Origin of the sequence: Paraburkholderia sp. JHI2823 (genome assembly GCF_038900695.1) — a bacterium.
Classification (GTDB): Bacteria; Pseudomonadota; Gammaproteobacteria; order Burkholderiales; family Burkholderiaceae; genus Paraburkholderia; species Paraburkholderia mimosarum.
Map to the genome: position 1 here is coordinate 382,513 of NZ_JAYMRY010000003.1, position 11,845 is coordinate 394,357.

13 protein-coding genes are annotated in these 11,845 nt (G+C 61.8%); 9 read left to right on the forward strand and 4 right to left on the reverse strand.

The window, feature by feature from the left end:
• Nucleotides 1-139: 139 nt before the first annotated feature.
• Nucleotides 140-601 (forward strand): DUF3005 domain-containing protein, encoded by a 462-nt coding sequence (locus VSR34_RS06135; protein WP_342962103.1) that lies wholly within the window; start codon nt 140-142, stop codon nt 599-601.
• Between the two features lie 463 nt (nt 602-1,064).
• Nucleotides 1,065-1,769 carry a LuxR family transcriptional regulator gene (locus VSR34_RS06140; protein ID WP_028214275.1) on the forward strand — a complete coding sequence of 235 codons (705 nt, stop codon included), beginning with the start codon at nt 1,065-1,067 and terminating at the stop codon, nt 1,767-1,769.
• Here the strand turns inward: VSR34_RS06140 and VSR34_RS06145 are convergent.
• Nucleotides 1,753-2,061, reverse strand: coding sequence for a helix-turn-helix transcriptional regulator (locus VSR34_RS06145; RefSeq protein WP_238328076.1), 309 nt, complete (start codon nt 2,059-2,061; stop codon nt 1,753-1,755). The two genes, VSR34_RS06140 and VSR34_RS06145, sit on opposite strands and share 17 nt — an antisense overlap.
• Before the next feature lie 177 nt (nt 2,062-2,238).
• On the opposite strand from VSR34_RS06145, the gene VSR34_RS06150 reads away from it, so the two are divergent.
• On the forward strand, nt 2,239-2,829 hold the full coding sequence (locus VSR34_RS06150; protein WP_028214273.1) for an acyl-homoserine-lactone synthase: 591 nt from the start codon (nt 2,239-2,241) through the stop codon (nt 2,827-2,829).
• Between the two features lie 112 nt (nt 2,830-2,941).
• Here the strand turns inward: VSR34_RS06150 and VSR34_RS06155 are convergent, their stop codons facing one another.
• Nucleotides 2,942-4,504: an MFS transporter gene (locus tag VSR34_RS06155; RefSeq protein WP_342962120.1), complete on the reverse strand. Its 1,563-nt coding sequence runs from the start codon at nt 4,502-4,504 to the stop codon at nt 2,942-2,944.
• 322 nt (nt 4,505-4,826) lie between these two features.
• On the opposite strand from VSR34_RS06155, the gene VSR34_RS06160 reads away from it, so the two are divergent.
• The 6 genes from VSR34_RS06160 to VSR34_RS06185 all read left to right on the forward strand — a co-directional run bounded on the left by VSR34_RS06160 (nt 4,827) and on the right by VSR34_RS06185 (nt 10,768).
• On the forward strand, nt 4,827-5,288 hold the full coding sequence (locus tag VSR34_RS06160) for a universal stress protein (RefSeq protein WP_028214272.1): 462 nt from the start codon (nt 4,827-4,829) through the stop codon (nt 5,286-5,288).
• Nucleotides 5,289-5,560: 272 nt separating this feature from the next.
• Entirely contained in the window at nt 5,561-6,217 is a 657-nt protein-coding gene (locus VSR34_RS06165) for a helix-turn-helix domain-containing protein (protein ID WP_342962121.1), read from the forward strand.
• A 132-nt stretch (nt 6,218-6,349) separates the two neighbouring features.
• The gene (locus tag VSR34_RS06170) at nt 6,350-7,627 is read left to right on the forward strand and encodes an SUMF1/EgtB/PvdO family nonheme iron enzyme (protein WP_028214270.1); all 1,278 of its coding nucleotides are present in this window, start codon (nt 6,350-6,352) and stop codon (nt 7,625-7,627) included.
• A gap of 480 nt (nt 7,628-8,107) precedes the next feature.
• Entirely contained in the window at nt 8,108-8,479 is a 372-nt protein-coding gene (locus tag VSR34_RS06175) for a BON domain-containing protein (RefSeq protein WP_028214269.1), read from the forward strand.
• A 982-nt stretch (nt 8,480-9,461) separates the two neighbouring features.
• Entirely contained in the window at nt 9,462-9,611 is a 150-nt protein-coding gene (locus VSR34_RS06180) for a hypothetical protein (protein WP_238328073.1), read from the forward strand.
• A gap of 719 nt (nt 9,612-10,330) precedes the next feature.
• Nucleotides 10,331-10,768 (forward strand): hypothetical protein, encoded by a 438-nt coding sequence (locus VSR34_RS06185; RefSeq protein ID WP_051381489.1) that lies wholly within the window; start codon nt 10,331-10,333, stop codon nt 10,766-10,768.
• Between the two features lie 176 nt (nt 10,769-10,944).
• Here VSR34_RS06185 and VSR34_RS06190 read toward each other — a convergent pair whose 3' ends face one another.
• Nucleotides 10,945-11,154: a hypothetical protein gene (locus tag VSR34_RS06190; RefSeq protein ID WP_028231943.1), complete on the reverse strand. Its 210-nt coding sequence runs from the start codon at nt 11,152-11,154 to the stop codon at nt 10,945-10,947.
• Nucleotides 11,155-11,345: 191 nt separating this feature from the next.
• Complete coding sequence (locus VSR34_RS06195) at nt 11,346-11,810, reverse strand: triose-phosphate isomerase (RefSeq protein ID WP_081716195.1); 465 nt, start codon at nt 11,808-11,810, stop codon at nt 11,346-11,348.
• Between the last annotated feature and the right edge of the window lie 35 nt (nt 11,811-11,845).

Sequence of the window (11,845 nt, forward strand, 5' to 3'; positions counted from 1 at the left end):
TCAGATTCGCTGGAGGCGTTCTCCTGGCGAACCGGCTTGCTTTTCACCCCGATTCAAGGGTCGCTGCCCTGCAGCGGAACAGTGCTTGCTGAATCGTCTGTCGAGCATCTGCACCGAGAACTTCCAAGGAGTGAGCATCATGAATCGTCCCGACGCCAAGCCAGAAACCCGGGGGGGCGATGTGAGCGCGTCGCAATCGCGCCCGCGCAGCGCCGAACTCCACAACGAGCGCACGCACGATAGTTCGGTCGACACCGACGGCAAGAACCGCGAGGCCGCGCGCCTCGCCGGCGAGGGCCACATCGGCCCCGACGAGGACACGACGTCCAACGCCACGCTCGTCAACAGCGTCCCGGAGGCAGAAGACGGCCTCGCGGGTTTCGACAGCCGCAAGGACGGGCACCGGCTTCCGTTCGCGCTGCAATCCGGCTACGAGGCCATCGACAAGGGCATGAGCGAGCCCGAATTGTCCTTCTACGACGTCGACGCTGAGCTCTCCGACCCGCGTGAGCCCAACGTGCGCCGCACCCCGGGGCGCATTCACATCGCGCTCAACCATCTGCGGCCGACCCGCCTCATCGAATTGCATCGCAAGGCCTGAACCGCTGACCGCCGCTCGCGCGGCGGCGGTCCGGCTTCACAAAGGCACCCGCCCGACAACCCGCCACAAGGCGCGGCCCTGACGTAATCAAGCGTATTCGGTCCTGTGCAGTTGAAAATCGAAATAAAAAGCGCGGATAAAATCTCAATTCACATAATCGAGTCCATTATCCAGGCAGCATGCAGTTTATTTCCGATTTTCAAACGAGGCACGGCTTTATTCCCATTCGATGACTGCCTCCTCGGCGGGCGGGAGCGCTTGTGCCTCTCCCCTGTGTCACTGAAATCTGACAAGAATGACCCCACAATCCGGCCGGATTGCAGACGGGGGACGATCATCCGAGGAATTAGTGATAAATTGTTACATCATAAGAAGCGAGGAGCGTCGGTCACCGGCCCTGGCCCGCGATCTCGCCCTGCGCTGATGGAGAGTGTTGAACGTGCCTCTACATTTCATAGAGCAGATGTCACCTGTGCTCGACGCGCCCGAAGAGGCAGCGTGGTTCGACGCGGTGGCGAAGCTCGCCAGTTCGTGGGGATTCAGCCAGGTCATGCTGGCTATCCTGCCGCGCCCGGGCATGAGGCTCGAGGACGCGTTCATCCGCACGAACTATTCGGCCGCGTGGCGGCAGACGTACAACGACCACGGCATGGCCTACTTCGACCCTACCGTTTCGCATTGCACGACGCGCTCGTCACCACTGATCTGGTCGCCCGATCTCTTCGCGACCGAGCAGCAGCAATCGATGTATGAGGAAGCCCGCTCGTATGGGCTGCGCGCAGGCATCACCCTGCCGATTCACGGCCCACGGCAGGAAATCGGCATGCTCTGCTTCGTCAATGACGCGAACCCGACGGATGGGTTCTGGGACGACGTGAACCGCGCGCTGCCGAACCTCGTTCTGCTGCGCGATCTCGTGCTCGACACGAGCCAGCGGCATCTGAACGACCATGTCCAGTCGTTGATCCCCAAGCTCACGCCACGGGAAAAGGAATGCCTCAAGTGGACTGCGCTGGGCAAGTCCACTTGGGAAATTTCTCACATCCTGAATTGCTCTGAAGCCGTCGTGAACTTCCACATGAAGAATATTCGCGGCAAGTTCGGCGTGAACTCACGACGTGCGGCAGCCGTGATCGCGACTCAAATGGGTCTTATTGACCCGGGCTAAGCACCATCGGTGCATCGGGACGGCGCAGCACGCGCTCGGCGCGGCCGAGATCGCCGTCCGAAATCGTCTTGTTGAAATACAGCCCGAGCAGGATCGACACCGGCGGCGGAATCTCCGCGCCCGACTCGAACCGGCTGCCGCGCGACTGCGTGACGCCAAAGCGCGCCCAGAAGCGGCGCTGGCTCTCCTTCTTCTTCTTCCGATACGCAATGATCAGGACGCGGTCGACGACCGAAGACAGATCTCCGGAAGACGAAATGGTACTCGCACCCGAGTGCCATTGATTTTCCATAAGTTCCATGATGACTCTCGCTGTCAGATATGCCTGATGAGTGACTACCGCCGAAGTGATTCTCCTTAAGTGGCCCTATCTCCGCACCTACCTATCTAGATAGGTGTTTTTTTATATTCATAACGCATAGCTTTCGAACCGTACTGCCGCGCTTCCACACAAATCGGGAGAGTTGTCATGCAAGCTGCGATACGGATCGGACCCAGACAGGACTTCGACAACGAGGACATCAACGAGATGTACCGGCTACGCGCTCGGGTATTCCGCGACCGCATGGGGTGGGATATTCCCACCATCGCGGGCATGGAAATCGATGGTTATGACGCGCTCGGGCCCCATTACATGCTGATTCAGGACACCCTCGGCAAGGTGCGCGGCTGCTGGCGGCTGATGCCCACCGAAGGCCCGAACATGTTGCGCGACACCTTCCCGCAATTGCTGCAAGGCAACACCGCGCCCGCGGGCCGTGGCATCTGGGAATTGAGCCGCTTTGCCATCGAGTCGGACAACGAACAGGCGTTCGGTTTTGCCGACGTGACCCTGAGCGCCATGCGCGCGGTCGTTTCGTTCGCCGACCGTACGGGCATCAACAGCTATGTGACGGTGACCACGACGCCTATGGAGCGCCTGCTGCGACGGACGGGCATTGAACTGACGCGGCTTGGCGCCCCCATGCGCATCGGCGTGGAAAATGCCGTCGCACTGGAAATCGCGATGAGCGAGCAGACGCACCACGCGCTGTTCGGGGCGTTGGCGCACGCCGCCTGAGGGCTATCGGGAGAGCAGCAACGGTGCGCTGCCGGCCGCTTGCGCCCAGCTGCGGCAGGAGGGCTTCTTGTCTGACAAATTCTCGCTCGCGCTCGTGGGCGAGCGGAGCCCATCAGTCGACCTTGACCTCTTCGGCCATCGGTTCGCCGCTCCTTCTCGCCGCCGAGGTGCTGCGCGTAAAGCGGATGTGGGAAATCCGCGCCACGCACAGCGCCGCCGCGAGCGCGGCTAGCCCCGTCAGTCCGATCCCCAGGTGAATCGCGTCCACCAGGATGTGGCGCACCGCATCGATCAGCGAGGCACCGTCGAGCCCGCCCGTCCTGAGCTGGGCGACGAGGCCATCGCGCAGCGCGGGATCGATCAGCACGCGCGGATCAGCGAGTTGCGGCTGCAAGCGCTGCTGCAAAGGCGCGCCGAGCGCCGCCAGCGCGTCGCCCACGCCTGCCGCGAAGCGATGGTTGACGATGGTCGCCACGATGCTGGTGCCGAGCATGCCGCCGACCATGCGCGTGGATTGCAGCAAGGCGGTCGTAATGCCAAAGCGCTCGCGACCGGCGATCTCCTGCCCGAAGATATTCAGGTTGTTCAGGATGAAGCCGAGTCCGATACCCACCGCTGACATCTCCAGCTCGAGCCACAGGTGCGCCGTATGGCGGGAAGCGAAGGCGAGGCTCGCGCAAGCCCCGGCCAGCAGGCAGAAGCCGACCGTGAGAATCGTCGTGGGCTTGCGCAGCCGGATCACGATGCGTGTGTTGATGAGGCTGCCTAGCGCGATGCACGCGGCGATCGGCGTGGCGAGCAGGCCCGCCTCCTGGGGTGACAGTCCGAAGCCGCCCTGCAGCAGGAGCGGCGCGAAGAAGATCAGCGAGAACATCACGAAGCCGGAAAGCGTCGAGAGCGTGAACAGCGTGACGAGTTGCGGATCGCGAAAGAGGTCGAGCGGGAGGATCGGATGCGTCGCGCGGCGCTCGCAGGCTAGCAGCGCTGCCGCGGCGGCGAGCACGGCCATGCCGAGCATGGCGTTGCCGGCCGTGAGACCGTCCTTCGGCACCGCCTCGATGAGCGTCTGGAAGCCGCCTAGTACAAGCGCCACGAGCATGGCGCCCGTCCAGTCGATGCGCACCTCACCGGTGCGCGCTGGCTGGTAGCGCGGCAGATGCGCCCAGATGAAATACAGCGCAAGGCCGCCGACCGGCAAATTGACGAGAAACGTCGAGCGCCAGCCGAAATGCTCGCTGAGCCAGCCGCCCAGCGACGGGCCGGCGGCCGTCCCGATGCCATAGGCCGCGGCCATCACGACCTGCCAGCGCACGCGTGCGCGCGGGTCGGGGAAGAGATCGGGAATCGAGGCGAATGCCGTTCCCACCATCATGCCGCCCCCCACGCCCTGCAGCGCGCGGGCCGCCGCGAGAAAACGCATGTCGGTCGCGAGCCCGCAGAGCACCGAAGCCACCGTGAAGACGATGACCGCTGCGATCACGAAGCGCTTGCGGCCGAAGTAGTCGCCGAGCCTGCCGAACACGGGCACGGTGACGACCGAGGCAAGCAGGTAGGCGCTGGCGATCCACGCGTAAAACCGGAAGCCGTGCAGTTCGGCGACGATCGACGGCAAAGCGGTGCTGACGACGGTTTGATCGAGCGCGACCAGCATGTTGACGAGGCCGATGCCGAGCATGGCCAGCAACGCATCGCGAAACGGCAGGTTGGCGGAGGAAGGTTTCACGGGAGGGAAACTGCGCGGAGCCAAAAAGAGGCAACGATAGCGGTATGACGGTGCGCGTGCAACCGAACCAGAAATCGCATGCGAAGCACGACAGCGACGATATTCCGACGCAGCGTACTTGATCTTCCGTCGCACTCCTTCCATCTTTCATACAGTGTGGCTGCATGTTCACGCGCGATCCATTAAGCTTCTCGCCAGTCACGAGCCGCGTACGCCCCGGCACCACATAACCAGAGGCTGCGCGATTCTCGATTCCACCCCAAGAGGAGGTCTTATGTACAAACGCATCCTTGTCGCCGTCGACGGCAGCGCGACCTCGCGCCGCGCCTTCGAAGCCGCGCTTGCGTTGGCGAAGGCGATGGGCGCGGCCCTGCAGCCGTATTACGTGATCGAGAACACGCCCATGTATTTCGATGCACCGGGCTACGACCCGTCGATCCTGCGCAATCAGATGATCGCCCAGGGCGAGGAGCTCGCCGAAGAAATGGACAAGGCAATGAGCGAGCAAGGTGTCGACGGGGCCATGGTCACGGGCGAAGCTTCCTCGCTCGACGACGTCCCGACGCTCGTGCTCAACGCCGCGAAAACAGCGGGCGCCGATCTGATCGTCATGGGCACGCACGGCCGCCGAGGCTTCCAGCGCCTCATTCTGGGCAGCGTTGCCGAACGGTGCGTGCGGCAGTCCACCCTGCCCGTCCTGCTCATCCCGTCAGCCGCCGGAAATGCCCAAGCGTAACCGGATCGATTTCACGCTTGTTATTGAAAGTCGCTTGCGCTCCGTCAGTCCCCGCGCAAGCGACTTCTGACAAGGCTCAATACGACTCGTCTCAAAAGCGCGTCAGTTTGCCGCGAATTTGAGATATGACCCCGGTAGACAATGCCCGGACAGTGATCAAAGGAGCGTTGTCGATGCTTACCCCTACCGCCGTTTCCCACAGCACCCTGCACCGCAGCAATCACACGCTCCCCGTGCCTCCACGCACCGCCACACGCTGTTCGGTTTGCGCGATGCGGCACCTGTGCATGCCCCAGGGGCTCACCCTCGACGATCTGCCGAGGCTGGAGGCGGTGATCTGCTCCGCGCGCAGCGTGCGGCGCGGCGAGACGGTATACCGCGCCGGCGACCCGTTCGACAGTCTCTACGTCGCGCGTTCCGGCTCGCTCAAAACCGTGATGGCCCATCGTGACGGCCGCCAGCAGGTCACCGGCCTGCGGCTGGCCGGCGACCCGCTCGGCTTCGACGGCATCAGCACCGGCTTCCATACCTGCAGCGCGATCGCGCTCGAAGACAGCTCGGTCTGCATCATTCCGTACCAGGCACTCAAGCACCTGTGCCGCGAAACCGGCGCCCTGCAAGACCGGATGCACCGCCTCATGAGCGAGCAGCTCATTCGCGAATCTTCGCAGATGATGGTGCTCGGCTCGCTTTCCGCCGACGAACGCGTCGCCGCCTTCCTGCTCGATGTTTCAGAACGCAACGGCCAGCGCGGCTACTCGCATGCGGAATTCAACCTGCGCATGACCCGCGAGGACATGGGCAGCTATCTCGGCATGACGCTCGAAACGGTGAGTCGCACCCTGTCGAGATTTCAAAAGCGCGGACTGATCGACGCACAGGGCAAGCTGATCAAAATCATCGACCTGGAAGGTCTGCGGCGCGTGTAACGCATGGAGTGCCGGGCGCAGCGGCCGCCCGGCGCTCGCGCGTCGCGCCTCGGCGACGCGCTATTGACGTTGGCACAACTCGTGCGCAGGGATAAAGTTTCGCTCTACGCCCACGCAAGGAGAATCGCCGAAATGCATCTCCCGCATTCCCGTACGCTTGCTAGCCGTCTCACGGAGGCGCGTGCCGCCAGCGACGCCCTTTTCGACGTCGTCAAGCCCGAATTTCTCTATGAGCGGCCGATTCGCGAGCGTCATCGCATCGTGTTCTACATCGGCCATCTGGAAGCCTTCGACCGCAACCTCTTCGACAAGCGCCTGTTCGATCTGCCTTCCTCGGACGCGCGCCTCGACCGGTTGTTCGCTTTCGGCATCGACCCCGTAGATGGTCAGTTGCCCACCGACACGCCCGCCGACTGGCCTGCCCTCGCCGCAGTCCATGCCTACGGGCGTGACGCCCGCAGCCGCATCGACGATCAACTCTCGGCGCTCGATCTGCCGGTCGATGCCTCGAATCACGACACACCGGGACAGTTGCTGAACGTCGCGATCGAACATCGGCTCATGCATGTCGAAACGCTGGCTTACATGCTGCATCAGCTGCCGTTCGAGCAAAAACGCGCGCCGGGTGCCGCGCGCCCGCGTTCCGACCATCGCTACGACGTCGAGCACGAGATGGTGCAGGTGCCAGCGGGACGCACCGAACTCGGCATGACGGCCGAGCGCGGGGTATTTGGCTGGGACAACGAATTCGGCGAGCAACAGGTGGACGTGCCCGCGTTCGAGATCGACCGGTTCATGGTCACGAACGGCGTGTTTCTCGCGTTCATCGAGGATGGCGGTTACCGCAGGCGCGATCTCTGGAACGACGCAGACTGGGCGTGGAAGGAAAGTGCACAGGTCGAGCACCCTGTGTTCTGGTCGCGCGGCCCCGAAGGCTGGCAACTGCGCACGATGTTCGAAGACATTCCCCTGCCGCGTGCCTGGCCGGCGTACGTGAGCCACGCGGAAGCGAGTGCCTTTGCGCGCTGGCGCGGCGCAAAGCTGCCGAGCGAAGCACAGTGGCAGCGTGCTGCGCACGGCGCGCTGCCCGGCTACACCGACAACTTCGATTTCCGCAGCTGGGATCCGGTGGCTGTCGACGCAACGCCGGACAGCGTCAGCACGTGGGGCGTCGAAGGCCTGTACGGCAACGGCTGGGAGTGGACGTCGACGCTCTTTGGGCCGCTGCCCGGTTTCAAGGCGTTCCCGTTCTACGAGGGCTATTCGGCGAACTTCTTCGATGGCCAGCACTACACGATGAAAGGCGGCTCGCCGCGCACCGCGCAGTGCATGGTGCGGCCGACCTTCCGCAACTGGTTCCAGCCGCATTATCAGTATGTTTATGCGGGTTTCCGCTGCGTTCGCGATTGAGGAATCAAGCGATAGTTGACACAACCTGGCTATCGCTTTCTTCCTGGAAGACTCATCTATCGAACATCAGCGTCGCAATTATGCGACGCCCGACGCACTCTCTTTTGCGCACTTGCAGCTGCACATGCGCTCGAATTCTCGCCCAACCGGGAAACAAGAGGTCGGGCACATTCGATGTGCTGATAGACCCAATTGGGATCCATGGAGACGTGGCCACAAACTCATGACCACAAACGGCTCGCTTACACATTGATGAGATCGATTGCAAGCTAATCATTCAACTGCGTTTTTTCCTGCCTGCGCCGCCCATCGCGTTCTTATAATCGCGTCCCGTCGAGAGTCAGCGCGGCTTCGGACGAACAGACCGAGGAAACCGGGCGGGTCTGCCTCGCCCTCGCGCAATGGTGTTTCGAAGTCGATGGAGTAGCGCACCGACCCGTTCGTGGGTCGATAACAACCTATGACAACAGGAGAAACCGCATGAAGGCTATTCAAACGTTCAAGCTCGCCGCAGCGACGGCTCTCATCGCTGCGTCCTTGCAAGTCTATGCACAGGACGACGCGGCATCCGCAGCACCCGCGGCCAGCGCTCCGGCCGCCGCTTCGCAGCACGAATCGAAGCAGGCCAAGGCCGCTAACCGCGCGCTCAGCCGCAAGGTGCGCTCCGTGCTCGCCAAGGACAAACACATCGACGTGGCTAAGATCACCGTGCGTGCTCGCGACGGCGCCGTGGTCCTGCAAGGGACGGTGCCCGAGCAGTCGCAGATCGATCGCGCTACCGAAGTCGCCAGGAGCGTGCAAGGCGTAACGTCGGTCAGGAACGCGCTGACGATCCGCTCGAACGAGTCGTAAATTTCGCTCGCTGCCGGTCCTTTTCCCACCCGGGCGCTGACTCCAGCGTGGACGGAGCGAAGGGGGTCTCCGGGGCATCCTGGAGACCGCATTTACAGTAATCGTGGATAATGCCTTTGGCCAAAATCAGCGAATCGGGATCGGCGTTCGTTGTGTGTAGACCGCGTACCGCTGTCGCGCTGAATTTCCCATCCGATACGTGCCAGGCGCTTCTCCAGCGCCGCCTGCACATCCCCGTCGAGAGTCATAGCCTCTGCCGCCAGCGTCTGCGCGAGCTGGTCCGCGCGGCTCGCACCGATCAGCGGCGCCGCGATCGAGAATCGCTTGAGAAGCCGATTGTTCGGCTTGCGCGCCGAACGTGATCGTGCCAGGACAAATACGCGACACGGTCAGGCCCGTGCTGCCACGCTTCTGCGGTCGTTCAAATGTGGCCGGGTATGTAGACGTATGAGAGCTTCACTTCAATGACTGGCGTAAAGAACTTGTACGCCGATGCCTCGGAGTTCTGCAGGCGCAAGCCCGTCGAATGCGAGTAACGATAGCGGAGTTGTTGCCCTCGGCGTGCCGCAGGGCACCGTGAAAAGCTGGATCCGGCGCAGCCTCGCTCACCTCAGAGGCTATCTGGAACCTTGAAAGATGGCACCACGACGCGCGAGAGGTGCATCCGCGCTCATCCTTATTGCGCGGTGCGGTGAAGCAGTGACGTATCGCAACCGAGCTCACTGCAATGGATTTCGCCACATTGCCGCCAGGACTCGAACACTAGCTTCTGGACGCTTCGGGTTATCCAAAAGTATGTGCCCCTTATGCCCGACGAGGAGCCCATTGACCGTTCGTACAATGGTTTTCTTTTTCTCGTCCGTCTACCCTTATTGCAAGAGATTTGGTCCACCTGCATCGAGATAATCCGATGTCGGCGGCAGCGACCACCGTCTTCAACGACCGCCAAGGCCCCGCTAATCGGGTGCCACAGGAGATTGCCATGCACACCTATTCGATCCGTTATCGCGATGCCTGCGGCCGATGGTCGGTTGCCTATGCACAGGCCACTTCACAGTCCGACGCTGAAGCGATTGCAACCTGCCGTTATGGCACGTTCCATTCCGTCAGCCGTGCCGGATTCGTTTCTTGAACAACGTGGGCTGGGGACGGCCGCAACACTCCCAACCAGCTACTTGTGCAACGCGTTCCAGGAGAAGTCCCGGCTGCCACGGACGAGCCGCCGGAATCCGGACAGTTGATGCGAATTGCGCCGCCCCACCAGGAGCGAATCAACCTTCGCGGGACACCGCAGTGCGCCGTGTGTATACGATCGTATGAAGCTTTGCCATTGCGTTGAAGACAGCGTGCCGGTACAAGCCGCTAACGGACACAACCGCTTTCGAACCGGGTACAGGGCGAGCCGCAATCCCATGCCAGGCGCCTCGCTATACATTCCGGAACGGATAGCGCGACATACGTCCGTATGATGGACAAGCTGCTGGGAGCCAGATAGATTGGATTGACAGGTACTTCGGCAGAGACCTCATGCCCTCAATCATTCAATTTTCCGGTGGCTCGATACTCGCCCCGAATCCTTCCAGATCCCAAGAGCAGTCCGCATGTTTTGACCGCCAGTCACCGGGCCAGAGCTTGTCTCCCGACCACTGAGGCGATAGTGCAGACGGGCACCGCCTGGTCGCCTTTGCAACGCTGCCTGAACCAACCTGGCTGTGCCGTCAGCCGCGAATGCTAGCCGGCAAAGCGTAGTCAGCCTGTGTTGACAGGAACGACAATTGATACAGGACCCCTAAGGCGCGCCTGGCCGGAGAGCTCCATGGAAATCAAAGGCACACCGAACAGGAGATACCCGTGAAAATCTCTCATTTGCCTCGACAGGTCGCCTTCGGCGCGGCCCTCGTCTCGAATGTGATTTACGCGCAGGAGATCGGTGCCAGCCTCGATTGCCATCTTGGTCCCCACACGTTCATCGAGCAGTTGGTCGAACAAAAGCAGATCGATCCGATACCCATGAGAGTTTCGGCCGACTCGGTCAACGCGTATCGACTCAGGCCGGATCAGAATCTGACTGCACTGGGATTCAAAGTGCGGGCTGTCTTCGGTTTCTCCCCGAACGACGACATGTTCACGCAGAAAATCAGCGCAGGTGAAACGCCCCATCGGGTCTATGGTGTCGTCGTAATGGCGGCGAAAGAGGCGGTTAGCGAGCGCATTCGCGAAACTGGGAGCCCGGCAACGGTAAGGGAAGTCATGCCGCTTCTCATGACGGCGGTCATTTGCGAAAAATAGTTCGTCTTCAAGCACGTCATGCAACGTTAATCGCTTGAGAGGAAGCGGTGCGAGACTCAATCGCACGATGGTGTTAGCTGCTTATCGGCATCGACGGAAGGTGCGTGAACGCCAGGCCGAACGCGTCGCGCGTTTAGTCTGGTCGAAAGTGGGATCCGCCCCCCCACGAACATAATTCAGGCCGTACCGGTGCGAGGCAACGTCTCGTCGAATAACGTCGAGACAATGTTCGACATGTCGGCGATGGCTGGTGCGCAAGATTTCGAATCCACTTCGTTGATCGCGGCCACGTTGCCTGCGCTTCGCCCATTTTCGTCGAACGTGTTGTCGAGAAAAGCGTCCGCAATGGCCTTGACCACCTCCGGCCCGATCACACGCGAACCCATCGTGATGATCTAAAGCTCGTTCGGATTGGATTCGTTGCTCGACACTTCAAAGACGTCGAAGCGATCTTTCAGATAGTCGGCCAGCACTCGGGCCAACTCGGCTCCGGCGCTGTCGCCTCCCGCTGTCGCCTCCAATGGCCACTTTCATGGCGATCTCCTTGACAAGAAGAGTTGGCAAGCCAGCATCGAGGTCAAAGGACTGACCCGACACGCTTCAATATCTCCAGATACCCGCTCACATTCCACGCCGAACGACCGATGAAGAGCCCGTCGATGTTCGGGCAAGCGGTGAGTTCAGCGCAGTTGTCGGGGTTGACCGAGTCGCCGTACAGGCACGGTATGCGGCGCCCGAGAATCGCCTGAGCGACCAGACTGATCGCCGCTTGTCGCGCATCGGCGTATTCGGGGCTGGCGGGAACCCCGTGTTCGCCAATGGCCCACACCGGCTCGTACGCGAGCAGAATCGGCGCGCAGCGCTGCTCCGGGCTGAGTCTTGCCAGCGCGCCACGGACCCCGGCAATGCGGGCGGCGCGTGGATCGATAGCGTCAACGCCGCACTCGGGTTCGAGCGCAAATACATCGGCGGAACTCGGAGGCGGCTCCCAATACCGGGCTTCGACGCGTGCGGGCCAACTCTTATATAAGACATAAGACATTTGACGCAGCAGGGCATTGCAATTAGAATCGCCGT

Excerpts from the sequence above, each read along its gene's own strand:
- VSR34_RS06150 (WP_028214273.1), top strand. The coding sequence starts at position 2,239 with ATGCAAGCTGCGATACGGATCGGACCCAGACAGGACTTCGACAACGAG.
- VSR34_RS06170 (WP_028214270.1), top strand. The coding sequence starts at position 6,350 with ATGCATCTCCCGCATTCCCGTACGCTTGCTAGCCGTCTCACGGAGGCG.
- VSR34_RS06175 (WP_028214269.1), top strand. The coding sequence starts at position 8,108 with ATGAAGGCTATTCAAACGTTCAAGCTCGCCGCAGCGACGGCTCTCATC.
- VSR34_RS06140 (WP_028214275.1), top strand. The coding sequence starts at position 1,065 with ATGTCACCTGTGCTCGACGCGCCCGAAGAGGCAGCGTGGTTCGACGCG.
- VSR34_RS06195 (WP_081716195.1), bottom strand. The coding sequence starts at position 11,810 with ATGTCTTATGTCTTATATAAGAGTTGGCCCGCACGCGTCGAAGCCCGG.
- VSR34_RS06165 (WP_342962121.1), top strand. The coding sequence starts at position 5,561 with ATGCGGCACCTGTGCATGCCCCAGGGGCTCACCCTCGACGATCTGCCG.
- VSR34_RS06155 (WP_342962120.1), bottom strand. The coding sequence starts at position 4,504 with ATGCTCGGCATCGGCCTCGTCAACATGCTGGTCGCGCTCGATCAAACC.
- VSR34_RS06160 (WP_028214272.1), top strand. The coding sequence starts at position 4,827 with ATGTACAAACGCATCCTTGTCGCCGTCGACGGCAGCGCGACCTCGCGC.
- VSR34_RS06145 (WP_238328076.1), bottom strand. The coding sequence starts at position 2,061 with ATGGAAAATCAATGGCACTCGGGTGCGAGTACCATTTCGTCTTCCGGA.
- VSR34_RS06135 (WP_342962103.1), top strand. The coding sequence starts at position 140 with ATGAATCGTCCCGACGCCAAGCCAGAAACCCGGGGGGGCGATGTGAGC.
- VSR34_RS06180 (WP_238328073.1), top strand. The coding sequence starts at position 9,462 with ATGCACACCTATTCGATCCGTTATCGCGATGCCTGCGGCCGATGGTCG.
- VSR34_RS06190 (WP_028231943.1), bottom strand. The coding sequence starts at position 11,154 with ATGGGTTCGCGTGTGATCGGGCCGGAGGTGGTCAAGGCCATTGCGGAC.